Source organism: Pseudomonas soli (assembly GCF_900110655.1).
Classification (GTDB): domain Bacteria; phylum Pseudomonadota; class Gammaproteobacteria; order Pseudomonadales; family Pseudomonadaceae; genus Aquipseudomonas; species Aquipseudomonas soli.
This window is the reverse complement of record NZ_FOEQ01000002.1, coordinates 528,161-552,956: the sequence shown is the minus strand read 5'-3', so window position 1 is coordinate 552,956 and position 24,796 is coordinate 528,161. Positions and strand designations below refer to the sequence as shown.

General features: G+C 63.4%; 22 protein-coding genes. 9 read left to right on the top strand and 13 right to left on the bottom strand.

The genetic code is table 11. From position 1 onward, the window contains the following. The first annotated feature begins 87 nt into the window (after positions 1-87). Together BMY03_RS07070 and BMY03_RS07065 are read left to right on the top strand one after the other, a co-directional pair. Entirely contained in the window at positions 88-750 is a 663-nt protein-coding gene (locus BMY03_RS07070) for a histidine phosphatase family protein (RefSeq protein ID WP_094010638.1), read from the top strand. Positions 751-795: 45 nt separating this feature from the next. Next, complete coding sequence (locus BMY03_RS07065) at positions 796-1,986, top strand: D-amino acid dehydrogenase (protein WP_094010637.1); 1,191 nt, start codon at positions 796-798, stop codon at positions 1,984-1,986. A 101-nt stretch (positions 1,987-2,087) separates the two neighbouring features. Here BMY03_RS07065 and BMY03_RS07060 read toward each other — a convergent pair whose 3' ends face one another. The 5 genes from BMY03_RS07060 to BMY03_RS07040 form a co-directional block, all read right to left on the bottom strand. Beyond that, entirely contained in the window at positions 2,088-2,816 is a 729-nt protein-coding gene (locus BMY03_RS07060; protein WP_023631315.1) for an aspartate/glutamate racemase family protein, read from the bottom strand. Between the two features lie 17 nt (positions 2,817-2,833). Then, a complete protein-coding gene (locus BMY03_RS07055) occupies positions 2,834-4,369 on the bottom strand; it encodes an NCS1 family nucleobase:cation symporter-1 (protein WP_094010636.1) in 1,536 nt (511 codons plus the stop codon). A 466-nt stretch (positions 4,370-4,835) separates the two neighbouring features. Next, the gene (locus tag BMY03_RS07050) at positions 4,836-5,297 is read right to left on the bottom strand and encodes a toxin-activating lysine-acyltransferase (protein WP_094010635.1); all 462 of its coding nucleotides are present in this window, start codon (positions 5,295-5,297) and stop codon (positions 4,836-4,838) included. A gap of 4 nt (positions 5,298-5,301) precedes the next feature. Then, a complete protein-coding gene (locus tag BMY03_RS07045) occupies positions 5,302-7,023 on the bottom strand; it encodes a hypothetical protein (RefSeq protein ID WP_094010634.1) in 1,722 nt (573 codons plus the stop codon). A 156-nt stretch (positions 7,024-7,179) separates the two neighbouring features. Next, positions 7,180-7,383 (bottom strand): response regulator transcription factor, encoded by a 204-nt coding sequence (locus BMY03_RS07040; protein WP_094010633.1) that lies wholly within the window; start codon positions 7,381-7,383, stop codon positions 7,180-7,182. Between the two features lie 243 nt (positions 7,384-7,626). On the opposite strand from BMY03_RS07040, the gene BMY03_RS07035 reads away from it, so the two are divergent. The 6 genes from BMY03_RS07035 to BMY03_RS07010 all read left to right on the top strand — a co-directional run bounded on the left by BMY03_RS07035 (position 7,627) and on the right by BMY03_RS07010 (position 16,106). Continuing rightward, on the top strand, positions 7,627-8,880 hold the full coding sequence (locus tag BMY03_RS07035; protein WP_177182891.1) for an HlyD family secretion protein: 1,254 nt from the start codon (positions 7,627-7,629) through the stop codon (positions 8,878-8,880). Between the two features lie 10 nt (positions 8,881-8,890). Then, the gene (locus tag BMY03_RS07030; protein WP_094010632.1) at positions 8,891-11,044 is read left to right on the top strand and encodes a peptidase domain-containing ABC transporter; all 2,154 of its coding nucleotides are present in this window, start codon (positions 8,891-8,893) and stop codon (positions 11,042-11,044) included. Then, on the top strand, positions 11,041-12,453 hold the full coding sequence (locus BMY03_RS07025) for a TolC family protein (RefSeq protein WP_094010631.1): 1,413 nt from the start codon (positions 11,041-11,043) through the stop codon (positions 12,451-12,453). Before BMY03_RS07030 ends, BMY03_RS07025 begins: the two co-directional genes overlap by 4 nt. A 992-nt stretch (positions 12,454-13,445) precedes the next feature. Next, positions 13,446-13,616 (top strand): hypothetical protein, encoded by a 171-nt coding sequence (locus BMY03_RS26325; RefSeq protein ID WP_158659542.1) that lies wholly within the window; start codon positions 13,446-13,448, stop codon positions 13,614-13,616. Positions 13,617-13,820: 204 nt separating this feature from the next. Then, entirely contained in the window at positions 13,821-14,933 is a 1,113-nt protein-coding gene (locus BMY03_RS07015) for an SbmA/BacA-like family transporter (protein ID WP_160291072.1), read from the top strand. Between the two features lie 27 nt (positions 14,934-14,960). After that, positions 14,961-16,106, top strand: coding sequence for a cupin-like domain-containing protein (locus tag BMY03_RS07010; protein ID WP_094010628.1), 1,146 nt, complete (start codon positions 14,961-14,963; stop codon positions 16,104-16,106). A gap of 21 nt (positions 16,107-16,127) precedes the next feature. Here BMY03_RS07010 and BMY03_RS07005 read toward each other — a convergent pair whose 3' ends face one another. Continuing rightward, the gene (locus BMY03_RS07005) at positions 16,128-16,565 is read right to left on the bottom strand and encodes an Lrp/AsnC family transcriptional regulator (RefSeq protein WP_094010627.1); all 438 of its coding nucleotides are present in this window, start codon (positions 16,563-16,565) and stop codon (positions 16,128-16,130) included. Positions 16,566-16,698: 133 nt separating this feature from the next. Here BMY03_RS07005 and BMY03_RS07000 point away from each other — a divergent pair, with 133 nt between their 5' ends. After that, positions 16,699-17,604 carry a DMT family transporter gene (locus BMY03_RS07000; protein ID WP_094010626.1) on the top strand — a complete coding sequence of 302 codons (906 nt, stop codon included), beginning with the start codon at positions 16,699-16,701 and terminating at the stop codon, positions 17,602-17,604. 9 nt (positions 17,605-17,613) lie between these two features. On the opposite strand, the gene BMY03_RS06995 is transcribed toward BMY03_RS07000, so the two are convergent. The 7 genes from BMY03_RS06995 to BMY03_RS06965 all read right to left on the bottom strand — a co-directional run bounded on the left by BMY03_RS06995 (position 17,614) and on the right by BMY03_RS06965 (position 24,793). Beyond that, positions 17,614-18,474 carry a glutathione S-transferase C-terminal domain-containing protein gene (locus tag BMY03_RS06995; RefSeq protein WP_094010625.1) on the bottom strand — a complete coding sequence of 287 codons (861 nt, stop codon included), beginning with the start codon at positions 18,472-18,474 and terminating at the stop codon, positions 17,614-17,616. Position 18,475: 1 nt separating this feature from the next. Then, a complete protein-coding gene (locus BMY03_RS06990) occupies positions 18,476-19,123 on the bottom strand; it encodes an FMN-dependent NADH-azoreductase (protein WP_023629104.1) in 648 nt (215 codons plus the stop codon). A gap of 206 nt (positions 19,124-19,329) precedes the next feature. After that, on the bottom strand, positions 19,330-19,767 hold the full coding sequence (locus tag BMY03_RS06985) for a PaaI family thioesterase (protein WP_094010624.1): 438 nt from the start codon (positions 19,765-19,767) through the stop codon (positions 19,330-19,332). A gap of 11 nt (positions 19,768-19,778) precedes the next feature. Beyond that, positions 19,779-20,855, bottom strand: a complete 1,077-nt coding sequence (locus BMY03_RS06980) for an acyl-CoA dehydrogenase family protein (protein WP_062360728.1) — start codon at positions 20,853-20,855, stop codon at positions 19,779-19,781. Between the two features lie 10 nt (positions 20,856-20,865). After that, positions 20,866-21,990 carry an FAD-dependent oxidoreductase gene (locus BMY03_RS06975; RefSeq protein ID WP_038705689.1) on the bottom strand — a complete coding sequence of 375 codons (1,125 nt, stop codon included), beginning with the start codon at positions 21,988-21,990 and terminating at the stop codon, positions 20,866-20,868. Next, a complete protein-coding gene (gene asnB / locus BMY03_RS06970) occupies positions 21,987-23,930 on the bottom strand; it encodes an asparagine synthase (glutamine-hydrolyzing) (RefSeq protein ID WP_094010623.1) in 1,944 nt (647 codons plus the stop codon). Before asnB ends, BMY03_RS06975 begins: the two co-directional genes overlap by 4 nt. 80 nt (positions 23,931-24,010) lie before the next feature. After that, positions 24,011-24,793, bottom strand: a complete 783-nt coding sequence (locus tag BMY03_RS06965; protein ID WP_094010622.1) for an enoyl-CoA hydratase-related protein — start codon at positions 24,791-24,793, stop codon at positions 24,011-24,013. Positions 24,794-24,796: the final 3 nt, after the last annotated feature.

Sequence of the window (24,796 nt, the reverse complement as noted above, 5' to 3'; positions counted from 1 at the left end):
CCTCACTCGCTGCCAAGGATGGCGATCACGACAGGGACATGTGGCGGGGCAACCCGATATCCAGTGCCGCATAGAGTCCGCCCTGTTATGAAGCTGCCAGCCTTCCTTCGCCGTCGCCGCCACCTGTTGTTGAGCCTGACGCTTGTTGCCGCCGCCGTGCCGCTGGCCCTGGATGTGGTCGAGAGCCGGGCGCAGCCGGTCGACGGGACCCAGACCCTGGTATTCCTGCGCCACGCCGAGAAACCCGGCGAGGGCCTCGGGCAGTTGAACTGCCAGGGTCTGAACCGCGCCCTGGACCTGGCCACCCTGTTGCCCGAGCGTTTCGGCGATGCCGACTACGTCTTCGCCGCCAACCCTTCACGAGGTGTCGAGGAGGGCAGCCAGGACGAGCGCTACAGCTACATCCGTCCGCTGATGACCATCAGCCCCGCCGCAATCCGCCTCGGTTTACCGGTCAATATCGACTACGGCGCCAATGATACAGCCGCGCTGGCCGACGAACTGCTCAGTGACAAGTATCGCAATGCGACGGTCTACACGGCCTGGTCCCGGGGGTATCTGCCCGAGCTGATCAACACCGTGGCCGGCAAGGCCCTGGGCGAAGACCGGGTGCTCACCGAGGACTGGCATCGCGACGATTTCGACTCCCTGTACGTGCTGACGCTGGCCTGGCGCGATGGCAAGGCGACCCTGCTCAGCCGTAACGTGCGTCAGGGCCTGGATAACGGCGAGCCTGGCTGCCCGACCTGACCTGCTGTTACTGTCTGGCTTTCTGGGCTGGGCAGGGATGTGCCGATGGAGCGGGTAACGGTGATCGGTGGCGGCGTGGTCGGGCTGGCCACGGCCTATGCACTGGTGCGCGAAGGCTGGCAGGTCGACCTGGTCGAAGCCCGCGATACTCTGGCCAGCGCGACTAGCTTCGCCAATGGTGGGCAGTTGTCATATCGCTACGTGGCGCCGCTGGCTGATGCCGGGGTGCCATGGCAAGCGCTGGGCTGGCTGTTGCGCGGCGATTCGCCGCTACGTCTTCGGCTACGTTTGGATACCGCGCAGTGGCGCTGGCTGGCGGCCTTCGTCATGGCCTGCCGTACCCGGGTCAATCGGCGCAATGCCGCCCAGTTGCTGGATCTGGCCTTGCAAAGCCAGGCCGTACTCGCCCGCTGGCGTGAAGAGGACGGCCTCGATGGCTTCGCCTGGCGACGCAATGGCAAGCTGGTCGCGTTTCGAACCCAGCGCGCATTCGAGCACGGTCGCCAACACCTGCTGGACCCCGACACGCAACGGGTCCTCAATGCCGCCGATCTGCGCGGGCTCGACCCGGCGCTTGGCGAAGCCCCTTTCGTGGGCGGCGTGTTCACGGCAGACGAGGAGGTCGCCGACTGTCACCGCTTCTGCCTGCGCCTGGCCGAGCGCCTGCAGGCCTCAGGGCAGTGCCGGTTGCTGTTGGGGCGGCCGGTGACCCGGCTGATAGCGCGCGATGATCGCGTGGCCGCGCTGGAGTTGGGCGGTGAGCAGCTGGAGGTGCAGCGCCTGGTGCTCAGCGCCGGGCACCGTAGCGCCGGATTGGCCTTGCCCGGCTTGCAACTGCCGGTCTACCCACTGAAGGGCTACAGCCTGACCGCGCCGGTCGGTGCCACGCACCGCGCGCCCGAGGTGAGCATCACCGACTACGAACGCAAGATTGTCTATGCCCGATTGGACGATCAACTGCGGGTGGCGGCGATGGTGGACATCGTCGGTTATGACGAGGCGGTGGACGCCGGCAGGCTCGCGAGCATGCGCCGGCTGGCGCGCGAGACCCTGCCGCGGGCCGCTGATTATGGGCAGGCGGTGGAGTGGGCGGGGATGCGGCCGGCGACGCCGACCGGGGTGCCGATCATCGAGGCCACGCGGTATCGCAACCTGTGGCTGAACCTGGGGCATGGCGCGCTGGGGTTCACCTTGGCGTCTGGCAGTGGCGAGCGGCTGGCGAGGCTGTTGCGCTGACGAAGCTGACCCTATCGCCGGCAAGCCGGCTCCCACAAGGGCTGCAGTGTCTTGTGGGAGCCGGCTTGCCGGCGATAGGGCCTAAGCAGGCGCCGAGTCTTTCAGCGCCCGAAGCGCATCGGCCAGCCCACCACCTTCTTCGCCCTCGGCGTGGCATAGGTACGCACCTTGGAGGTGCTCAACCCCAACCTCACCAGTGACTCGGCAATGGTCACCGCCGCGCTCACGCCGTCCACCACCGGCACCCCGGTGCGCTGGCGAATCTGCTCGTCGAGCCCGGCCATGCCGCCGCATCCCAGGCAGATCACCTCGGCCTTGTCCTCGCGCACGGCGCGTTCGGCCTGCTCGACGATGGCTTCCACCGCACGCCGTGGATCGGCTTCCAGCTCCAGCACCGCGAGGCCGCTGGCGCGCACCGAGGCGCATCGTTCGTACAGCCCGGACAGTTTCAGGCGGTCCTCGATCAACGGCACGGTGCGGTCCAGCGTGGTCACCACCGAATAGGCGTGGCCCAGGTACATGGCCGTGCTGGCGGCGGCATCGGTGATGTCCACCACCGGCACATCCAGCAGCTCCTGCAGGCCTTCGCGGCCATGCTCGCCATAGCCGGCCTGGATCACGGCATCGAAGGGCTGGTCGTAGGCCAGCACCCGGTCCATCACCGCGATGGCGGCCAGATAGCTTTCGAAATTGCCTTCCACCGACTCGGCGCCGAACCACGGGGTCAGGCCGACGATCTCGGTACCGGGCGCGGCCACGCTGCGCGCTTGCTCGGCAATGGCTTCGGTGATGGCGGCGGTGGTGTTGACGTTGGCGATCAGAATACGCATGACGGATCTCCCTGAATTCAGTGGCTGCTGTGGTCGACGGCGATGCATTCGCCGCTGACATCGAGGTATTGGCGGTGGCGTGGCGCAATCAGCAGGTAGACGGCGGCGGCGATACCGGCACCGATCAGCCAGGAGAACGGCGCGATACCGTGGAAGTTGGGTACCAGGGCCAGGACGATGGCCAGCAGCGCGGCCGGGATAAACGCGGCCACGGCGCGCAGGTTGATGCCGCGGGTGTAGTGGTAGGCGCCGGCGGGATTCTCGCTGTACAGCTCGGGCACGTTGATACGGCCCTTACGCAGCAGCCAGTAGTCGGCCATGATCACGCCGTACAGCGGGCCGAGCAGGGCGCCCAGGCCCGAGAGGAAGTACACGATCACCAGCGGGCTGTTGTACAGGTTCCAGGGCAGGATCAGCACCGCCAGGGTGGCGCTGATCAGCCCGGCGCGGCGGAAGTTCAGGTGTCGCGGCGCCAGGTTGCTGAGCACGAAGGCCGGGGCAACGAAGTTGGCCATGATGTTCACCGCCACGGTGACGATCAGGAAGGCCAGGCAACCGAGCACCAGGAACGCGGTGTTGGGGATGCTGGCGACGATCTGCGTCGGGCTGTCGATGATCTGGCCGTTGATCTGGAACTGTGCGCCGCACAGCACCACGGTGATCGCCGCGAACACCAGGATGTTTACCGGCAGGCCCCAGAAGTTGCCGACGCGGATGGTCTTGCGGCATGGCGAGCTGCGGGCGAAGTCGCAGAAGTTGAGCACCAGGGTGCCGTAGATCGCCAGCCACAGCGCGCCGCCGGCAAAGATGTTGCGCCACATCTCGTAGCCGCTCAGGGGCTCGGCCACCGACCAGGCGATGCGCGCATCGGCCTTGAAGTACATGAACACGGCAAGGCTGGCCACGGTGAGCAGGATCACCGGTCCGGCGAACGCCTCGTAGCGGCGCACCATTTCCATGCCGTAGGCGAGGATCACCAGCTGCACCAGCCAGATCGCCACGAAGCACACCCAGCCCAGGCTCGACAGGCCGAGGATGCTGTCGTGATCGAAGGCCGCAACCTGCGGCCACACCGCCGTCAGCAGCACACGCAGCACCACCGAGGCCAGGTAGGTCTGGATGCCGAACCAGGCGATGGCGATCACCGCGCGGATCAGCGCCGGGATCTGCGCGCCGTGGATACCAAAGGCGATACGGCTGATTACCGGGAACGGCACGCCGGTCTTCTGCCCCATGTAGCCGGACAGGTTCATGAAGAAGTACACCAGCGCCGCGCCGATCGCCAGCGACAGCAGGATCTGCCAGCCGCCCAGGCCCAGGGCGAACAGCCCCATGGCGAAAGAGTAGTTGGCGATGTTGTGCACATCGTTGGTCCACAGCGCGAAGATGCTGTAGCCGCCCCAGCGGCGGCCCTCAAGTTTGGTCGGGGCGAGGTCGCGGTTGTGCAGGCGTGGGCTCAGTTCGAGGTCGGCCGGGTGGCCTTCGAGGCTGGTGGTCGAGGGTTGGGTGCTGGCAACGGAAAGTTCAGGGGCAAGGGGGAGGCTGCTACTCATTCCGGCGGCTCCTGATGCGCGTGACTGCGATGAGCGGGCGCTGGCGCACGGGCTCGCCATCTCGTCGGTGCAGGCGTTGGCATCACTGGGTTCTGGGCGCAACGGTCGCCGACGGGGCGACGCTGCGGGTTCTTGTGTATTTATGTTTTGTTGAATTTGTATACAAAACACGAACACACAAAAGCCAGTTCCATGCCAGAGGGAATCGGAGTGCGGTGTAGCTTTTATTTCGAAATGATCTAGTTGGTAGGTAAGTTAATGAAAGTAGTCGATTATAAACTGACCAAATGAACAGGTTTAAATTTTATGATGTTGAATTAGTTGATCATTTGGTCAAATTTTACAACGATTGATGTGTAACTTATTGGGGCGTTACCTTGTGAAAGTGCACACAAAAATGGCACCAATGGTGACGTTTGTGTGTACAACTATTTATGCGAGTGGATCCTTTTTCCGGCCAGGACATTCATGTCCTGCAGCTTCCAACGCGCCGGATCGAATAGTCAGCGCGTCTGCGTGCCCAGGAAATCTGGCTGACGCCGGCTTCGCGCAAATGCTTCCGGAACATGGCAAGCGCTTCCTTGACAGCGCCGCCAGGGAAGCAGAAATCGATCACCCAGGCCCGTCCCCCCTCATTCCACTCGCTGGGGTGCAACAGGAAATTCGGGTCCTGCACAAAGCGTTGTTCGGTATCGGGCGCCAGGTGCGCCCAGATGAGAAAACCTCGGGGGGTAGATGACGAATCGAAGAGCATGATGATCTGTGCGTGCTCGATAGCGGGTGCGAGCCAGTAGTACAACGTGCGTATCTGGAAGCTTGAAGAGCGTCGGCAGCAGGCCATGACCATGGCCGCATGGCCCAACATCGCCGCCTTGTCATTGAGCTTGGTATCCCGGCAGTTGGTCTGCAGGTTGTAATGTCTGGTCATCTTTTCACCTCGCGAGGCCAGGGTAGAAGTTCAATGCTTGTCTGATTTCTTCATCGCCATCGGCCTCGGCCAGCAGCGCCTCCAGGGTCAGCGCTTGTGTAGCGCGCCCGGTTAAGGTGAAGCGGCCGGTTTCAGGGTTGAAGCTGATGGTCAGCGTGGTAGTTGACCAGAACGGCAGGGCGTCCGGCTGTTCATGGCCGAGGTTGAAGCGAGCCGCCAGCAGCGCGTGGTCTTGCAAGGCATGCAGGGCCGCTCTTCGGTCACCGTCCGGTTTCTCGTCGAGGGCATCGATCTGGCTTTGCAGCTCATGCAGCACGCGGTGGCTGCGGTTCAGCCGCGTGGCATTGATCAGCAGGGCGAGGTGCAAGTGCCGGCGGTCGATGCCGTGATCGCCAGCCGCCTGTGCAACCCTGTCAAACAGCTGACCGTAACTTGAGCGCAGTTGAGCGTCCAGGGTGGTATTGCTCGCCAGCCAGGCTGGGCCGGCTGCTGCAGTGTCCTGGTCCAGGCTGGTCAATAGGGCGTGAAAGAGCGCTCCACTCCAGCGTTCATATCCGTCCCAACCTACTGCGTCGGCTATGCAGGTGACCGTGAACTGGTCAAGTTCCAGAGCACGGTGCAGTGCCGTGGCAAAGGCGGTGAACTCCGGGGCATTTTCCACCGCGCGCAACAACCAGAGCGGGAACCCGGCCTGAGCCACCTGATACAGGTGCAGGTAGTGGTTGTAGCGTTGGGTAAAGTGCTCCGCAGTGGTTTGCCAAAGGCATAGCGAAACGTCGCCTGTCACGACCGCATATTTGCCCAGGTAGTAACACAGGCTTTGCAGGCTTTGCACGGCGGGCAGGTATTCGGTATTGAAGCGGTCGATGCTGGAGCGGTCGTGTATAGCGTCGTCAGTGAAAAGGCAAATACCGCTGAGGTCCAGCCAGCCGCCTGTAAGTGAAACATTGGATGCGCTGACATTGAAATGGATGATGTGCTTTGCCCGCGCAGCCGCGAATTGCTCGGCATAGCGGTCGGCCAGTTCAACAAGGCCACTTTGCAGGCGTCGTTCGAGTGCGGGCATCTGGGCGGTCGAGCCTGGTGCCGCGGGGAGGAATTCGACAAGTCGGTGAATGGCCTGTTTTACCCGCAGCGCATCCTCGCCCAAACCATCCAGGCGCTTCTGTCTGAAATAAACGGACCTGATGAAATGCGCGGGGCGCACAACCGGCTGACGCACGAGAAGGCCGCGTTTCAACGCCCCTTTCCACGTGTCATAGGTCAGGCCGGTGTCGAGGATGGCCACGGTGCGCGTCGCCCCGAAAGGCAGCACCGACTCGATGATCTCTGCCCAGATCGATTCATAGAGCGCGGTGGTCAGCGACAGGTTGCCATCCCCGTGGCCCGCGTCGACATCATGACCGACCAGGGCATTGGCCCCCAGCCCCTTGAGTTGCCAGGTGCCATCGAACCCGCAGCGCGCGCCACCGCCGTTGCTGAGAATACCGTCGCCGCCATAGCGTTCAGCCATGAAGGTCTTGCGCGGTGCGCTGTCGCACCGCGGCACGGCCTCGGGCTTGATCAAGTAACTGTAAGAAGCGAGTACGTCATCCGAAGTCTGTTGTTGGCACAGCGACTCGTTGAGATAAACAACTTCACAGCCTTCGATAAGTACGGCGTCGAAAGGGACGAATACTTCGTGCAGCTCATTGAGTTGAGCCGCTTTATTGTCTGGGGCGTTCATCGGGAAAGCGTAGTTTCGACAGTGGTGGGCAGGTGGCTGCCGAAGTGGCCAGTCAGCGTATCGAACTGGCGGGGCAGTGACTGTTTATACCTCACGATCATGCCAAAGTGCCACCCTACAGGTGTAGGATGGCCTGAACTTCAAGAGTGTGGATAATCAAGCATTGTGCGCAGGAACTTTAGACGCATTGATGAGAATCGCCAGTTCAATACGGCTGCTGATATTCAATTTCTTGAATACCGAAGACAAATGGTCTCTGACGGTGTGCTGGCTGATACCCAATTGTTGCCCGATTTCCTTGTTGGTCAATCCTTTTGATAAGCAATGAATGACGTCATGTTCTCGTTCCGTGATGTTCAACGCATGTTCCCTTAGTGTTGCAGTTGCCGACTGTCAGGCGGCGGATGGTAAAAATCGAGTGGCTGTATGTGCTGTCCTGCTCATGGTGGGGTGGGACGAACGGTCAGGTCAAAAATTTAGTGCGCAGGCCCATTTCTTATCGGCCACCGAGGGCGACCTCTTGACGCGATTGGCCCTGTGGGGTTGAGCCGGGAGCATGACGCCCGGCCAAAAAAGGATGACTGCGTGACAGGTAAGGCCCCCTTGTTTCGACACGAAGCGCTGGCCGCGCGACAGACCAACTGGCTGGGTGACATCGTGCTGGTCCGGCCCGTTTCGTTCACGGTGATGACACTCGTGGCGTTGTTGCTCGCGGCGATGGTCGTGAGTTTTTTCTTCTACGGCAGCTATACCCGGCGCAGCACAGTCCCGGGTCAACTGGTGCCGTCATCCGGGCAGTTGAAAATACACGCACCGCAGTACGGTGTCGTGCTGGAGCGTTTCGTCGAAGAGGGTCAGCTGGTAGAGCAAGGGGCTCGGTTGTTGCTGATTTCCAGTGAGCGCTCGGTCGACTCGGGGCCTGTCCAGGCAGAGGTCAGCGATCAGCTCCAGCGCCAGCGTCATTCCTTGGAGGAAGAGCTGCGCAAGCAGCAGCAACTGCAAGTCGAAGCGCGGCTGAGCCTGGACAGCAAATTGCAAAGCCTGACTCAGGAGCTGGACACGCTGGCCCAGCAAATCGCCAGCCAGCAGCGGCTTGTGCAACTGGCCAGCAATGCGGTGGAGCGTTACCAGGGCCTCATGGACAAGGGCTACATCTCCATGGACCAGTTGCAGCAGCGGCAGGCCGAGCTTCTTGGTCAGCGCCGGAGCCTGCAGGGGTTGGTGCGCGAGTCCACGGTGCTCAAGCAGCAGTTGGTCGAGCGCCAGCACGAACGGGCCGGGCTGGCCGCGTTACACGGCAATCAGCTGGCCAGCATCGGCCGCTCCCTGTCGTCGGTGCAGCAGGCGCTGATCGAGAGCGAAGCCAAGCGCTCACTGGTCATCACGGCGCCGCAGGAAGGCGTGGCCACTTCCATCCTGGCCGAGCCGGGGCAGGTCGTGGACAGTTCGCGATCGTTGATGAGCCTGGTGCCGGCGGATGCCAACCTGCAAGCCGAGTTGTATGCCCCCAGCAAGGCCATAGGCTTTATCCGGGCGGGTGATGCCGTGTTGCTGCGTTACCAGGCCTACCCCTACCAAAAGTTCGGCCAGCACCATGGCCAGGTGATTTCCGTGTCCAGAACGACGCTTTCGGCCGCCGAGCTTGCCAATGTGGTCGGGACCGTGCCGGGCCTGGGTGGCAACGGCGAACAGATCTATCGCATCCGCGTGGGGATCGAGCAGCAGTCGGTGCTCGCTTACGGTGAATCCCGGCCCTTGCAGGCCGGCATGCTGGTCGAGGCGGATGTCCTGCAGGAGACCCGGCGACTCTACGAGTGGGTACTCGAACCGCTCTACAGTCTGACCGGCAAGCTCTAGGAATGCATGCATGAACTACATCGACGCCATCACCCCGACGCTGGGGCGCCGCCTGCCGTTGATCCTGCAGACCGAGGCCACCGAGTGCGGGCTCGCCTGCCTGGCCATGATCGCTGGCCTGCACGGCCACCATACGACGCTGATGGAGCTGCGCCGGCAGTTCAGTGTTTCGCTCAAAGGCATCACCCTTAGGCAGCTGATGCAGACTGCGCAGCGCCTCGACCTGGGCACCCGAGCGGTAAGGCTGGAGCTCAGCGAGCTGAACAAGCTCAAGCTGCCCTGTGTGCTGCACTGGAACTTCAACCATTTCGTGGTGCTCAAGGCTGTCAACGGGCAGCGCCTGACCCTGCATGATCCCGCGCAGGGGGTGCGGCAACTGAGCCTGGCCCAGGCCAGCGAATGTTTCACCGGCGTTGCGTTGGAGGTCTGGCCCGAGCCGGGCTTCGAAGCGCAGGCTGCCAAGCCTCGGCTCGGCCTGACGAGAATGCTCGGCCGCGTCAGCGGGCTGTACCGCGGCCTGGTCCAGGTGTTGCTGTTGGCGCTGGCGCTGGAGGTGTTTTCGCTGGTCAGCCCGTTCCTGTTGCAATGGACCCTCGACAATGTGCTGGTCACCCAGGACCGCGACTTGCTGAGCACGCTGATGATCGGCTTCGGCCTGTTGCTGCTGATGCAGCAATTGGTCAGCGCCACGCGGGCCTGGGTGATGATGCACATGAGCACCTTGCTGAGCGTGCAATGGCGGGCGAACGTCTTCAGCCACCTGTTGCGCCTGCCGATCCAGTACTTCGAGAAACGCCACCTGGGTGATGTGGTGTCTCGCTTCGGGGCTGTCGATCAAATCCAGCATACGCTGACCGCCGCGTTCTTCTCGGCGATTCTCGATGGCCTGATGACCATCGCGACCCTGGCCCTGATGTTCCTCTACAGCCCGCTGCTGGCGATGATCGCGGTACTGGCCATGGTGGCCTATATCGGCGTGCGCTGGGCGTGGTATGGCCCGCTGCGCCGTGCCAGCGAGGAGCAGATCGTGCATGCGGCCCGCCAGCAGAGCCACTTTCTGGAAACCCTGCGCGGCATACGCACGCTCAAGCTGTTCCAGCGGCAAGGCGAAAGGCGTTCCACCTGGCTGGGGCTGCTGGTCGCGCAGATCAACGCGGGGTTGCGCACGCAGAAACTGCAGTTGCTCTATACCCAGCTCAATGCGTTGATCTTCGGCCTGGAAAACCTCTGCACCATTGGCTTTGGCGCTGCGCTGGTGATGGACAACCACTTCACCGTTGGCGTGTTGATGGCGTTCGTGGCGTACAAGAGCCAGTTCGTCAGCCGTGTGGCGAGCCTGGTAGACCACCTGTTCGACTTGCATATGCTGTGTTTGCAGGGCGAGCGTCTGGCTGACATCGTCCTGCAACCGCCCGAGGAGCAGCGCGATGCGTCCCAGCCGGTGAACTGGCCAGCCGGGCGGATGAGCATCGAAGTCCACAACCTCAGCTACCGCTACTCCGAGCATGAGCCGCTGGTGCTCGATGGCATCGACCTGCGCATTGCTCCCGGAGAGTCCGTGGCCATCACCGGGGCCTCCGGATGTGGCAAAAGTACCCTGGTGAACGTGCTGCTGGGGGTATTGCCGCCTACCAGCGGGCAGATACGCATGGCAGGGCATGAACTGCGCCAGCTGGATCTGGAGTCCTGGCGCGGGCGGATCGGCACGGTGATGCAGGACGACTGCCTGTTCGCCGGCTCGCTCGCGGACAACATCACGTTCTTCGAAACCAGCCCCGACCTGGAATGGGCCATGGAATGCGCGCGCATGGCCGCCATCGATGCCGATATCGCGGCCATGCCGATGGGCTACAACACACTGGTGGGCGACATGGGCACGGTGCTGTCGGGCGGGCAGAAACAACGTGTGCTGCTGGCCAGGGCACTGTACCGGCGGCCGGACATTCTCATTCTCGACGAGGCCACCAGTCATCTCGATGTGGCCAGCGAGCAGTGTGTCAATGCGGCGGTGCGTGCACTCGATGTGACGCGAATCATTGTTGCCCACCGTGCCGAGACGATCGCCTCCGCAGATCGGGTAGTGCGTCTCGAGGCGGGGCGGGTGGTGCTTGATCAGCGGGTGGCGAGCGTGTCGTCGGACCTGGACGAAGCTGTCACGCCATGAGTGCAGGAGTTTTCAATCGTTGCCTGCTGGTGCTTGTGTGCATATGGGCGCCCTGTGCCGCTGCACTGGACGTGTTCTCGACCGCCGACGCCGTGGCGCCTGCCGCCGTGCTCCAAGGCTCAGGCCTGGGTGCGGCCTGCGTGGATGGGGCGCTACCGGAGGTGCTCAGCCTGGAGGTCATGGTCGAGCGGGTGTTGTGCCACGACCCCCAGGCCCGGCAGGCCTGGGCGCAGGCCAAGGCTCAGGCGGCGCAGGTCGGGGTTGCGCAGGCGGCGTACCTGCCCAGGCTGGATGCCACAGCCACCTACAGCCGTGGGCGCAACGACAGCCATTATGAAGCGGTGGACGCCTCGGTTCAGGGGCGCCAACGTCGGCTCGACCATCGTCTGGGCCTGAGCTGGGTGCTGTTCGATTCCGGCCGGCGTGAAGCCGACCTGCGCAATGCGCGGCAGTTGCTGGTGGCGGCCAATGCCAATCAGGATGAGCGTTTGCAGGAGGCTTTTGTGCAGGCAGCCAGCCTGTACTACGACACCTTGGCCGCTCAGGACAGGCAGCGGGCCGCCGAGCAGGTTGCTGCGCTGGCCGCGGAAAACCTCAAGGATGCCAGCGCCAAGTTCGACGCCGGCGCCGCCGCGCTGAGCGACCGCCTCCAGGCGCAGACCGCTTACTCGCAGGCCAGCCTGAATCTGGTCCGCGGCCAGGGGGCGGTGCGCGATGCCAAAGGCCAGATCGCCTTGCGCATGGGGCTGGCTCCGCAGGCGCGGCTGATGCTGGCGCAAACGCTGACACGGCGGCCGGATACCGCTTTCGTCAAAGGCCTGGATGCACTGCTCGAGCAGGCGGGCAACGACCACCCTGCGTTGATCGCCGCCAAGGCGAAACTGGAGGCGGCAAAGGCAGCCGTTGCCGAACGCGAGGCTGCCGGCCGCCCATCGCTGTCGTTGATTGCCTCGCTGTCGGATGTGAAGACCCATCAAGCCATGGATTACAACGGCGATAGTCATATCCGTGACAACAGCGTTGGTCTTCAGGTCAGCATCCCGCTGTTCGAAGGGTTCGGGCGCACCTATCAGGTTCGGGGTGCCCGGGCCAGGGTGCAGGCCCAGGAAGCAGAACTGGCCGATGCACGGCAGCGAGTGGCGCTGGAGCTGTGGGCCAGTTACCAGGCCCTGGGTATCGAGACCCAGGCGCTGGACAGAACCGCCGAGTGGGTCGAGCAGGCAATGCTCGCCCTGAGCGTGGTCCAGGGCCGTTATCGCTCTGGAGTGGGCAGCATGATCGAGCTGCTCAATGCTTCTTCCGCCTATGCAATGGCGGAGCAGGAGCATATTGCTGCATTGAATGGTTGGCACCGTGCGCGATTGCGTCTGGCGGCGAGCTTGGGGCGCTTGGGGTTCTGGGCGCTTTGATCGCTGCTGTACGACAAGTGGATTCGCGCGTGTACCAAAGGGTAAATGCCAAACGTTTTTCCATGAAATCATAGGGAGTTGTAACAATGCGAGATATCACAGCAGAAGAGCTCGAGATGGTGGCTGGCGCTTTTGGTCCGGTTGGGGCTGTAGGCGGGGCAGTGGCTGGAGTTGCTACCTATCTGGGTAACCAAACCGGTGGTGGAAGTATCAATGCAGCTGACCTGGCGATAGCGGCAGGGGTTGGCGCGCTGGTGGGAGCTGCCACCGGACCTGTAGGTATTGGCGGTATTGCCACGGGGACGGCACTGGGCTTTGGTGGCGGAGTGATTGCGGGTAATGGGTCAAGACTTTGGGGTAGCGCGTCGACTGGCGCTTAAGCGTTTGTTGTGACAGAGGTGGCCTCGAAATGAGGTCGCCTCTTTCTTCATGATGACAAGTTAAATCAATACCCGCAGATCGGAGGTAAGGGTGATATATGTTTTGGACTTGGTGTTGGCCTTGCTGTTGGCGGTGCTTTTCAAAAAAATGGCCGGTCTCCTGAAAATCAAGCTTGGCTGGAATACTGAGGGCGTGCTGGGGCTGATATCAGTGCCGGTAATCTACCTGTTGATTTATTATTTTGTTCACCCGTCATTGTCTAAATTTTTTTAGAGGGTGATGCGGCTCACCTGTAAGGCTAAAGTGCCTTGCAGGTGTGCAAAAACAGGGTGACTGCGAAATGCTTTCAATGGCCCACCATCAGTGCAGGCAGTCCGGTCAATCTTGAACGGTTGCCCGCCCGCAGGGTCGGGAGAGACTGAAATAGCTGCGAAATGCTGGGTGTTTGAGCTTCCTTTCGATTTGGGGCGGCAAACGGCCCCGCGCCATCCCTACACCTGTAGGGTGTCGGGAGCGGTACGCTGGCGATAGACTTAGCATCAGTAGTGGCTTTAAGCCATTCTGCCGACGTAAATACGTGGCATCAGAAATAGGTGATCTGGAATGTGCCCATGAACTCTCTCGTCGTCATGGTCGTGACGATATCGATCGGAATAGCGGTGGGGACAGCGGCCGACTATTGGATGATTAATATTTACATGAAGTACACGTTGATGGCATTGGCGATAACGCTGACGCTTCGTGTGTTGGCCGGGGAAAAGGGTAAAGTTAAACGCGCCTGAGGGTTGTGGTGTATCGTGGAATACGTCGTCAAGGGGAAGTTGGCGGTTGCCGGTGTCATCGGTGTGATCGCAAAGCGTGGTGGATTTTGTTAGATGTACTTTTAGTGTGATGACCCTGTGCGCGACGGTCAGACAGTCCGTTCAGAGTTTTTATTGGGGGCAATACAGGCTCCGCTAATAATTAATTTATATTCCGTGATGTCAATGAACTCGAAATTTTCCAGTGGGGGTAATGGCGCCTCCGAAAAGTCGTCATTTTTTCGTAAAACTTTTTGTTTGGTGTCGTTGTACTGGAAGAGTGAAGAAAAGCTTTTCGCCTGGTGCTCACTGCTGGCATTGGGGGTGCTGTCCCTTCTGGCGGTGGCCACCGCACTGGCGATCAATGAATGGTACAAGCACTTCTATAATGCCATTCAAGAACTCGATGCCTACTCCTTCTATCGACTGGTGCTGGTGTTCATTGCCATTGTGCTGTTCTCGGTGTTTCGTTCGGTGCTGATTACCTATTGGGTCGACGTCTTCGCGCTGAGATGGCGTCGCTGGCTGACCAATCACTACTTGTCTGCCTGGGTCGTCGAATCGAATCGTCCCGATCAGATCGAGCGGCAGGTTGACAATCCCGATCAGCGCATTGCCGAAGACATCAATAAGTTCACGTTCGAGACCATCGACCTGGCCTGTGGCCTGTTCTACACCCTGGCCAGCGTGGTCTCGTTCAGCGTGGTGTTGATCGGTATTTCAGGCGGTGCGCAACTGTGGGGCTTGAATATCCCCGCCTACATGTTCTGGGCTGCCATTTTCTACGCGCTGCTGGGCACCTTCATCAGCCAGAAAATCGGCTTCAAACTGGTCTCCTTGAGCAATAATCAACAGCGTTCCGAGGCGGATCTGCGATATTTCCTCATCCGTTTCCGGGACCACTCCTGCGAGCAGGGGGATCAGTCAGGCCGCAATGGCGAAAAAGACCGCATCAGTGAAAAGCTCGATGTCAGCCTGGCCAACATGCGCCGCACTATCCGCGTGAAGATGCGTCTTTCGTTGTTCACCGAGAGTTACAGCCAGCTCTCGCTGGTGTTCAGTAGCCTGCTGGCGGTTCCGCGCTTCTTTTCCGGTGCCATCCAGTTTGGTGACGTCATGCAGATCAACTCGGCGTTCGGCAACCTTTGCGAGAATCTCAGCTGGTTCATCAATGCCTATCACCGTCTGGCCGACTGGAAAGCCACGACGGACAGGTTGATCTCGTTCGATGGCGCACTGGCCGAACGCTCCGAAATGGAGGGTGTGACGCGTGGGCACGGAACTGTCTTCGCAAAGTAGCCTGAAGCGACTTGATCGGAGGTCGACATGTTAGTGCAATCCGCGCTGTCGTCATTGTTTGCGCGAGCCAATGAAGTGGGGGTTGCCGGTACCTTCCAGTTCGTGTTTTCCGGGCAGCAACACTTCTGGGTGCGTGCGCCGGCTTGCACCCAGGTTCATGCGGGCATGCATTCACAGGCAGATGTGACCATCGCCATGGACACGTCAGTGTTTCTCGCAATCATGCAGGGGCAGTCCGATATCGAAGCGCTCTTTGCCCAAGGGCAGCTGAAAATCGACGGCCGCCTCGGGCTGGCGACATTGCTTCCGCGCCTGGTCAGTCGAGCATTGCATGGCGGCGATGGGGAACGGGTGGAAATGGACCGCCGCTACCCGGCTCGCCCTCGCTTCAGCGAGCAATTATCGGCTCGTCTGGACATGCGTGGCGGGATCGAGCGGCGTACCGCGCGACAGCTTTCGGTACACGAGTTCACAACCCGTTACCGGGCAGCCGGCAAACCCTTGGTGCTTAGCTCGGCACTCGACGATTGGCCATTGGCGAAGATGTCGATGGGGCAAGCCCTGGAGCATTTTGCCGACGTACAGGGCATCAGTCGGCACGGGCACTACGCCGACCATGCGTTCTCTTCCGAGCGTGAGTTCAAGGCCACCAGGGTGGTGGATTTCGTCGCCGGGATGGAAGAGGCGAGTGGGCCGACCGGTGACGAACCCGCTGTGTACATGGGAAACAATCAGGTACCGCAGCAATGGCTTCAACTGATCCGGTTTCCCGAGTTGTTCGAGCGGGCACAGTATATAGCGCCAAGGTTCTGGCTGGGCCCGAAGGGCACGCTGACGCCACTTCACCGAGATGACAGCGACAATCTGTTTGCCCAGGTGTGGGGTGAGAAATCGATGCTGCTGGCCGCACCGCATCATCGCGAGGCCTTGGGCAGTTGGGCGACTTCACCGGATGGCGGCCTGGAAGGATGTGATTTCAATCCGGACAAGCCGAACTGGGAGGATTTCCCGACAGCCCGGAATGTGGAATTCCTGCCCGTTCGACTGAGGCCTGGCGACCTGCTGTTCTTGCCTGAAGGCTGGTTTCATCAAGTCACTTCGTTGAGTACGTCGCTGTCGATCAACTTCTGGACACGTTCGGTGCGTGTTCCGGCTGAAACATGCGTCGGCTGACGTCTGCACTGCCGGACCTTCTCAGTCCATCGGCGGCAACCGCCGCTTCACCGGCGTCTTCTTGATGATCGCGGTATTGGTCTCGGCCAGCACATTCAGGCGGTCGAGCAGCGTGTCCAACTGTTCCATCGAGCGCACATGCAGGCGGGCGATGAAGCAGTCCTCGCCGGTCACCTTGTCGCACTCGGTGAACTCGGGGATGGCGACGATCTGCCGTTCCACCTCCTGCAACTGCCCCGGCAGCGGGCGGATGCGCACGATGGCCTGCAACTGATAGCCGAAACAGCGCGGGTCCACCTCTACCGTGTAGCCGCGCAGCACGCCGCGCTCCTCCAGGCGGCGCAGGCGCTCGCTGACGCTGGGCGCCGACAGGCCGCTGATCTGCGCCAGTGCCTTGAGCGAGCGGCGCGAGTCCTCCATCAGGGCGTTGATCAGCAACTGGTCAATGTCATCGGTCATGGCTACCTCGTTAGGTGATTTTCCAAATTTGCCTTGATAGTAAAGGTGCAGTTACTGATCTGCCTTGGTTATCCGCTGGAAGGTCAGCCTCAACCCTCCGCATACTGTGCCCATCGTCGACTGGAGGTGTGAGATGGACAATTCGTTGCGCCGTGGTTCGTTGGAAATGATCGCCGCCATGCTGATTTCCGGGACCATCGGCTGGTTCGTGCTGGTGTCCGGGCAGCCGGTGCTGGAGGTGGTGTTCTGGCGTTGCGTGTTCGGTGCAGGCACCTTGCTGCTTATCTGCGCGGCCATGGGCCTCCTCAAACCGGGCGTGCTGACCCGTGCGACTTTCCTGCTGGCGGTGGTCAGCGGGGTGGCGATCGTCGGTAACTGGGTACTGCTGTTCGCCTCTTATTCGCGGGCATCGATCGCCATCGGCACCGCGGTGTACAACGTCCAGCCGTTCATGCTGGTGGGGCTGGCGGCGCTGTTCCTGGGCGAGAAGATCACCTTGGCCAAACTCACCTGGCTGAGCGTGGCGTTCCTCGGCATGCTGGCCATCGTCAGCGCTCATGGCGCGGGGCAGGCCAGTGGTGGCGAGTACCTGCAGGGCATCGCCTTGGCGCTGGGTGCGGCGTTTCTGTATGCCGTGGCGGCGCTGATCATCAAGCGTCTGACCGGCACGCCGCCGCACCTGATCGCCCTGATCCAGGTGAGTACCGGCGTCTTGCTGCTGGCGCCCTGGGTGAAGCTGGGTGGGCTGCCGGGTGAACTGCCGGCGCTCGGCAGCCTGGTCACGCTGGGCATCGTGCACACGGGGTTGATGTATGTGTTGCTGTACAGCGCTATCCAGCGCCTGCCCACGGCGTTGACCGGAGCGTTGTCGTTCATCTACCCGATCGCCGCGATCCTGGTCGATTGGGTGGCCTTCGACCATCGCCTGGCGCCGTTGCAGTGGCTGGGGGTGGGGCTGATTCTGCTCGCTGCTGCCGGCATGCAGCAGGGGTGGTGGTTCCGGCCTGCCAGCGCGCGTGGCGTGGCCAGGCCGGAGTGAGGCGGTGGATCAGTTCAACCAGCTCAACGCCGGCCCCTGCGGCACGATCCGGGTCGGATTGATGTGGTTGTGCGAGTAGTAGTAATGCAGCTTGATATGCGCCATGTCGATGGTGCGGTAGATCGCCGGGATCTGCGTCAGGCGCACCAGGTACTGGTACAGCGCGGGGTACTCGGCCAGGGTCTTGTGGTTGGCCTTGAAGTGCACGTAGTACACCGCCTCGTAGCGGATCAGCGTTGGCAGCAGGAACAGGTCCGACAGGCTCAGCTTGCCGCCCACTAGGTACGGCTGCTTGCGCAGCCGGTGCTCGAGGGTGTCCATGGCCGCGAAGAACTGCTTGTAGGCCTCGTCGTAGTTCGCCTGGTCCGGGGCGAAGCCCATGTGGTAGACCATGCGGTTGATGTTGGTGTGCAGCCACTGGTTGAGCTCGACGATGTCGCAGCTGGAGCGGTCGGGCACCAGGTCGATCGGGGTCTTGGCCAGGGGCAGCAGGCGGGTGGCCATCTGCAGCGCCAGCTCCGCCGAATCGTTGTGCACGATACGGTTCTGCTGGCGGTCCCAGAGCACCGGCACCGACTGGTTGCCGGCAAAGCCCGGGCGCGAACGCTCGTACAGGCTCGACAGCAGGGTGACGTCCTTGTGCAGCGGGTCCTGGTCGTGCTCGTCGAACTCCCAGCCCTGGTCGTGGCGGCGCGCCGCCACCGAGGTTACGTCCAGCGCGTCTTCCAGGCCCAGCAGGCTCTGCACCAGGTGCACCCGGTGCGAGAACGGGCAGGCGTGGGAGATGTACAGGTGGTAGCGGTTGGGCTCGGCCACCAGTTCGCTGAGGAACAGCTCCTGGACCGACGGGTTGTCTTGGCTGCGGGTCATCTTACCTCCCTACTGCGGTGGCCAGGCTTGGGCATGGGCGCTCGCCGAGGGCGGCGATGCTGTGCTGGATCTTCAGGTTGGCGGCGGCCAGGCCCGCGGCCAGGCTCTCTTCGCCCATGCCCAGGCCTTCGGCGTAGATGAATTCGACGCTGTTCAGGCCGACGAAGCCCAGGGTCTGCGACAGCCAGCCGGCCAGGGTGTCGGTGCCCTGGCTGTAGACGCCGCCGCTGGCGTTGAGCACGTGCACCGGCTTGTCGTCGAGCAGCCCGACCGGGGCGCCGTCGACATAGGTGAAGGTGACGCCGCCACGCACGATGTAGTCGACCCAGGTGTGCAGGATCGACGGTGCGCCGAAGTTGTAGCGCGGCAGGCCGATCACCACGCGGTCGGCTTCCTGGATTTCTTCGATCAGCTCGTTGGACAGCTTCAGCGCCGCGGCCGCCTCGATGCTGCTGGCGTCACCGCCGAACAGGGCGTCCATGGTCACCGCATTGAGGTGCGGGATGGGCTGGGCGTGCAGGTCGCGCACCGCCACCGAAGCTTCGGGGTTGACCTCTTTGAGCTGCTTGAGGAAGTTGTCCACCAGTTGGCCGGAGAAGCCGCCGTCGGACTTGATCGAGGAGCGGATGACCAGGACCTTGTGATTCATTGCGCGAATCCTTTCTGTGATGTGTGTGGCATGCAGTCTTGAGCAATCGGGCTGGAGTGAAAAGCGCAGATAATCAGGGTATTACCCTTAAGGTTGTCATGTATCGCCAGGGGCTCTGGGCTGGAACGAGCGCGGGGCAAGCCTGCTCCCACAAATCGCGTGGGAGCGGGCTTGCCCCGCGATGAACGTGATGGGTGATTACGCCATTACCACTCGCGCTTGAGCCTGAACTTGCTCAGCTGCGCGCTGGCGATACGAGTCTGGCTGCCGTCGGTGTTGACCCGCCAGGCCTCGGCCTGGGTGAACATCAGGTTGCGGCCGTCGCGGATCACCTTGGCGTGGAACAGCACCTCGGTGTCGCGCGGCGTGGCCGACAGCAGCAGGGTGTTGAAACTGTTGGTCAGGGCGTACTCGTCGGGCCCCAGCAAGGGCAGGGTGGCGAGCATGCTGGTGACGTCGAGCATCGAGTAGATCACCCCGCCGTGCAGGGTCTGGCTCAGGTTGTCGATGGCATCGGTAACGGTCAGCCGGCAGGTGCACTGGCCGGGGGACTGTTCCAGCATTTCCAGCCCGCAGTAGCGCTGGTAGGCATGTTCGAGCAGCGCGCGCGAGTGCGCGGCGGCGTGGTCGCTGATGGTGCTCATGGTGTGATCCTTCACAGGTGCCGGGCAATGATTTCCAGCATGATTTCGTGGGTGCCGCCGCCGATGGCCAGCAGGCGGGCGTCGCGGTGGATGCGTTCGACCAACGAAGGCTCGACGCAGCCGTGGGCGCCATGCAGCTGCACGGCGTCGCGGGCCAGGGTTTCCAAGGTCTGCACGGCGCTGTTCTTGGCGATGGCTACCTGGTGCGCGTCCAGGGTGCCTTCGGCCTGGCGGGCCACGCAGGTGTCGACGAACTGGCGGCTGACCGTCAGCTGCGCGTAGTGCTCGGCCAGGCGCTGGCGGATCACCGACTTGTCGAACAGCGGCTTGCCGCCGACCTGGCGGCTCTTGCACCAGTCGATGGCGGCCTGCAGGGCCATGTCGGCGCTGGTGATGGCCATCACCGCCAGGTTCAGCCGCTCCTGCTGCAGGCTGGCCTGCAGCAGGCGGCCGACGCCGCCCTTGCCGGTCAGGCGCAGCGCTGGCACGTCGACAAGCTCCAGGTCGGCCAGCGGCAGGCAGCGCCAGCCCAAGGCCTGGCGCGGGGTGTGGCGGATGCCGGCGGCGGAGCCTTCGACCAGGAACAGCGCCAGGCCGTCCTCGCAGTGGCCGACCATCAGCAGCCAGTCGGCACGGGTGGCGTTGCAGATGAACGCCTTGTGCCCGTTCAGCCGGTAGCCATCGGCCTGGCGCGTGGCCCGGCACTCCAGGGCGCGCAGGTCGGAGCCGGCCTGGCGCTCGGTGATCGCCAGGGCGATGCTCTGGCGGCCGTCGAGCACCGCCGGCACCAGGTCGTGGACGATCGGGTGGCCGGTGGCCTGCACTGCCTTGAGGCTGACGAAGTGCGAGCCCAGGCCCATGGTGATGCCCTGGGCGCCGCTGCGGGTCAGCTCCTCGATCAGCACCGCCACGGCCCGCGGGTCGTCCGGCAACTGGCGGTGGTCATGGCCCAGGCCGAGCAGGCCGGCGGCGCCGGCCTCGCGGTTGAGCGTGGCGGGGTAGGCGCCGAGCTGCTCCCAGGCCGCCACGTTCGGCGTGATGCGCTCGCTGACGAAGGCCTGCAAGCGCTGGCGGTATGCGTCGGTCATGGCGGCCTCCTCAGAACACCGTGGTCAGGGCCAGGTCGTGGAAGCGTTCGACGATTGGCCGGATCCGCGACGAGGTCATGGCGCTGTCTTCCTCGAAGTAGTACAGGTCGGTCATGTCGCGCATCACTTCCAGCATCACCCGCGAACGCTCGGCGGCGCGGATCTCGTAGCGCTGCAGGGCGCTGTCGAGGCGCTCGTCGCAGCAGCCGACCAGGGCCTGGGCGAGCATGAAGGCGTTCTCCAGGCCCAGGGTCAGGCCGTAGCCGAGGGTCGGCAGCATGGCGTGGATGCTGTCGCCGAGCATCACCACGCGGCCGTTCTGCCAGCAGCCGGCGCCGGTCAGCGCCATCATCTTGTGGGTGAGGATCTGCTCGTGCTCGGTGGCTTCCATCATCCGCACCACATCCGGCGGCAGGTCGGCGAACAGCCGCACCAGGCCGTCGCGGTCGAGCAGCGGCTGGTTGCGGTGCTGGTAGGCGGCAAACCAGTAGCGGTACGGACGGTCGGCCGCCAGCGGGTAGGTGACCACCCGCGAGAACTCCGAGGCGAAGATCTGGCAACGGTCGGGCAGCAGCAGCGGCGAGTCGAACTCGACCATGCCGCGGCTGGCCACCAGGCCCGTGTCATAGGGCGTCAGCCCTGGCTCCAGGCACTGGCGCACGGTGGAGCCGACGCCGTCGCTGCCGATCACCAGGTCGAAGTCTTCCTGCTCGCCGTTGCTGAAGGTGACCCGCGCCTGTTCGCCGACCTTCTCCACCTTCTCGCAACCCATCTGGTAGCGGATCTGCCCCGGCGCCAGGCGTTCGCGCAGCAGGCCGAACAGCTCGGGGCGCGGGAACATCACCGCCGGCGCCGGGATCCCCAGGCCGTCCGGGCGCACCGGCTGGCTGTGGATCAGGCGACCGTCGCGGCCATGGGTGTCGAGGAACTCGATGGCCTTGCCGCGGCCGATGAAGCCGGTGTCGTTGAAGAGGAAGCGCAGCACCTGCACGCCCTGGGGCCAGACATAGATGCCGGTGCCCGAGTCGCGCGGGCCATGGGCCCGCTCGTACACCGTGGCCTCGAGGCCGAAGCGCTTGAGAATCAGGGCGCAGGCCAGGCCATTGAGGCCGGCGCCGATGATCGCGATCTTCATGCGGCCACCTCGCTCAAGGTGTTCCAGCTCTGGCCGCTCATGCGGTAGCGGCGCTGCAGCAGGCACAGGCTGGTCAGCTCCATCAGCATCGGGTCGAGCAGGCCTTGTTCCTGGGCGCTGAGGGTCGGCAGTTGCTTGAGCAGGCTGCGTACCTTGGCCGCGTCGAAGAACGGCAGCGCGTCCAGGTCACGGCTGTGCAGGGTGTCCTGCACCAGCTGCCACAGGCGGCCTTGCTGCTGCAGGGTGGCCGGCGGCGCGCGGAAGTAGTGCTTCTTGCGCTCGTACAGGGCCTTGGGCAGGTAAGGGCGCATGGCTTCGCGGAACACGTACTTCTCGGTGGCGCCGCGCACCTTCATCCACACCGGCAGTTGGCAGGCCAGTTCGACCACGTGGTGGTCGAGCAGCGGCACGCGGCCTTCGATGCTGTTGGCCATCTCCATGCGGTCGCCCAGGGTGGTGAGGACGAAGTTCGGCAGGTACGACTTGGCCCACAGGTACATGGAGTTGTGCACCGGGTCGCGGTCGGCGAGCTTGCCGTGGTCGAGACGGTCGAAGAACTGGCGGTACGGGTCGACGCCGGTGAAGTGGTCGCGGAAGTCGCCGCGGTACAGGCTCTCCAGGGCCTTGAACCAGCCGGCCTGGTTGTCCAGCCACGACACGCCGTGCTTGAGCTGGTCGACCATCCAGTGGATGTCGTGGGGCATGTGCGCGTTGGTGTAGCCCTGCTCGTTGGCCTGGATGCGCTGGCGCAGCAGGTCGATGACTTTCGGGTCTTGTTGTTCGTTGTTGTACAGCAGCATGTCGCGGCGGAAGTGCGGGTAGCCGGCGAACACTTCGTCGGCGCCTTCGCCGGTCAGCACCACCTTCAGGCCGGCCTTGCGCACTTCCTTGCTGAGGATGTACTTGGCCACGCCGTGGGCGTTGAAGAACGGCGTCTCGTTGTGCCACACCGCCTGCTCGAAGTTGTCGGCCAGGTCGTCCTGGGTGATCTCGATGGTGTGGAAGCGCGCGCCGTTGTGCTCGGCGGCCATGCGCGCGAAACGGTTCTCGTCGTAGTCGTCCATATCGGTGAACGACAGGTTGAAGGCATCCAGCGGCTCGCCCTTGAGGGCGGTAGCCATGCCCAGCATCGCCGAGGAGTCGATGCCGCCGCTCAGGTACACGCCCATCGGCACGTCGGCGCGCAGGCGCAGGCGCACGGCTTCTTCGATGGCGGCGCGCACGGATTCGATCATGCCGGCCTCGTCGCTCGGCGCCGGGGTGTCGCGGCGGGCGAATTCCATGTCCCAGTAGCGGCCGCTGTGCAGGCCGCCGTGGTCGACCATCACCCAGCAGCCCGGCTGCACGCTGCGCACGCCTTCGAACAAGGTGTGGTCGCGCAGGTAGAAGGCGCGGCTGGCATAGGCGTTCTCGTCCCAGGTCGGGTTGACGCCGGCGGCCAGCAGGGCCTTGATCTCGGAGGCGAAGTACCAGTTGCCTTCGTGCTGGGTGTAGAACAGCGGCTTGATGCCCAGGCGGTCGCGCACCGCCAGCATCAGGCGGCGACGACGGTCGAACAGGACCATGGCGAACTCGCCGCGCAGCTCCTTGAGCCCGGCCATGCCGGAGCGGCGGTACAGGTGCAGGGCGATCTCGCTGTCCGAGGCGGTCTTGAAGATCGCGCCTTCGGCCTGCAGCTCGGCGCGGATGCGCTCGTGGTCGTAGAACTCGCCGTTGACGATCACCGCCAGGTCGCCTTCGTCGGCGACGATCGGCTGCATGCCGTTGTCCAGGCCGATGATGCTCAGGCGGGTATGGCCGAGCACGGCGCGCTCGCCCGGGTCACGCCACAGGCTGTGCTCGTCCGGGCCGCGGTGGTTGATGGCGGCCAGGGCGTCGAGGATCGACTGGTCGCTGATGCTGTTGCGTTTGGACTGGTAGACACCGATGAAACCACACATGGCAAAATCCTTTTCTCATAGGTCGGGCGTCGTCGGCGACGCCGGAACGGCGCGGGCTTCGTGGTCCGCGCACCCAGGGTTCATTGCGCCCAGTCGGGGCGGCTGCGTTCGAAAAAGGCGGCAAGACCGTGCTGGCCCTCGCTGGAGGTGCGCAGGCGGGCGATCAGCTGCAGGTTGCAACCCTGCTCGTCGAGCAGGTGGTCGCGGCCTGCCAGGCGCGCCAGCATCTGCTTGATCTCGCGACTGGCCTGGGGGCCGGTCTGCAGCAGGGTGGCCAGCCAGCGGTCGCGGGCCTGCTCCAGCTCGGCGGCGGGCACCAGGCGGTGGACCAGCTGCAGGCGCAGCGCGTCCTCGGCGCCGAACACCTCGGCCGAGAGCATGTAGCGCCGTGCCTGGCGCACGCCCATGGCGCGCACCACGTAGGGGCTGATCAAGGCCGGGGCCAGGCCCAGGCGCGCCTCGCTGAAGCAGAAGCGCGCATCCTCGGCGGCCAGCACGTGGTCGGCGCAGCACAAGAGGCCCAAGGCCCCGCCGAACACCGCGCCGCGGGCCAGCATCAGCACCGGCACCGGGAAGTCGTCCAGGCGCTGCAGGACGTTGGCCAGCAGGCTGGCGTCCTCCAGGTTGCGCGCATGGTCGAACTCGCGGCTGCGGCGCATCCACTCCAGGTCCGCCCCGGTGCACAGGTGCTCGCCGGCGCCGTCGAGCACCAGGGCGCGCAGCCCAGGGTGCTCGACGAGGGCCTGCAACTGCTCGTGCAAGGCCCCGAGCAGGGCCTCGTCGAGGGCGTTGCCGGCATGCGGACGGTTCAGGGTCAGGCAGGCGACCGCAGGTTGCGGCCAGCTCAGCAGCACGTCGCTCATGGT

Bases quoted from the DNA above. Each gene is read 5' to 3' on its own strand.
- BMY03_RS07005 (WP_094010627.1), bottom strand. From the start codon at position 16,565: ATGACCGATGACATTGACCAGTTGCTGATCAACGCCCTGATGGAGGAC.
- BMY03_RS06975 (WP_038705689.1), bottom strand. From the start codon at position 21,990: ATGAAGATCGCGATCATCGGCGCCGGCCTCAATGGCCTGGCCTGCGCC.
- BMY03_RS07050 (WP_094010635.1), bottom strand. From the start codon at position 5,297: ATGACCAGACATTACAACCTGCAGACCAACTGCCGGGATACCAAGCTC.
- BMY03_RS07070 (WP_094010638.1), top strand. From the start codon at position 88: ATGAAGCTGCCAGCCTTCCTTCGCCGTCGCCGCCACCTGTTGTTGAGC.
- BMY03_RS06990 (WP_023629104.1), bottom strand. From the start codon at position 19,123: ATGAATCACAAGGTCCTGGTCATCCGCTCCTCGATCAAGTCCGACGGC.
- BMY03_RS06980 (WP_062360728.1), bottom strand. From the start codon at position 20,855: ATGACCGACGCATACCGCCAGCGCTTGCAGGCCTTCGTCAGCGAGCGC.
- BMY03_RS07025 (WP_094010631.1), top strand. From the start codon at position 11,041: ATGAGTGCAGGAGTTTTCAATCGTTGCCTGCTGGTGCTTGTGTGCATA.
- BMY03_RS07060 (WP_023631315.1), bottom strand. From the start codon at position 2,816: ATGCGTATTCTGATCGCCAACGTCAACACCACCGCCGCCATCACCGAA.
- BMY03_RS26325 (WP_158659542.1), top strand. From the start codon at position 13,446: ATGAACTCTCTCGTCGTCATGGTCGTGACGATATCGATCGGAATAGCG.
- BMY03_RS07065 (WP_094010637.1), top strand. From the start codon at position 796: ATGGAGCGGGTAACGGTGATCGGTGGCGGCGTGGTCGGGCTGGCCACG.
- BMY03_RS06965 (WP_094010622.1), bottom strand. From the start codon at position 24,793: ATGAGCGACGTGCTGCTGAGCTGGCCGCAACCTGCGGTCGCCTGCCTG.
- BMY03_RS06995 (WP_094010625.1), bottom strand. From the start codon at position 18,474: ATGACCCGCAGCCAAGACAACCCGTCGGTCCAGGAGCTGTTCCTCAGC.
- BMY03_RS07010 (WP_094010628.1), top strand. From the start codon at position 14,961: ATGTTAGTGCAATCCGCGCTGTCGTCATTGTTTGCGCGAGCCAATGAA.
- BMY03_RS07000 (WP_094010626.1), top strand. From the start codon at position 16,699: ATGGACAATTCGTTGCGCCGTGGTTCGTTGGAAATGATCGCCGCCATG.
- BMY03_RS07045 (WP_094010634.1), bottom strand. From the start codon at position 7,023: ATGAACGCCCCAGACAATAAAGCGGCTCAACTCAATGAGCTGCACGAA.
- BMY03_RS07015 (WP_160291072.1), top strand. From the start codon at position 13,821: ATGAACTCGAAATTTTCCAGTGGGGGTAATGGCGCCTCCGAAAAGTCG.
- asnB (WP_094010623.1), bottom strand. From the start codon at position 23,930: ATGTGTGGTTTCATCGGTGTCTACCAGTCCAAACGCAACAGCATCAGC.
- BMY03_RS06985 (WP_094010624.1), bottom strand. From the start codon at position 19,767: ATGAGCACCATCAGCGACCACGCCGCCGCGCACTCGCGCGCGCTGCTC.
- BMY03_RS07030 (WP_094010632.1), top strand. From the start codon at position 8,891: ATGAACTACATCGACGCCATCACCCCGACGCTGGGGCGCCGCCTGCCG.
- BMY03_RS07055 (WP_094010636.1), bottom strand. From the start codon at position 4,369: ATGAGTAGCAGCCTCCCCCTTGCCCCTGAACTTTCCGTTGCCAGCACC.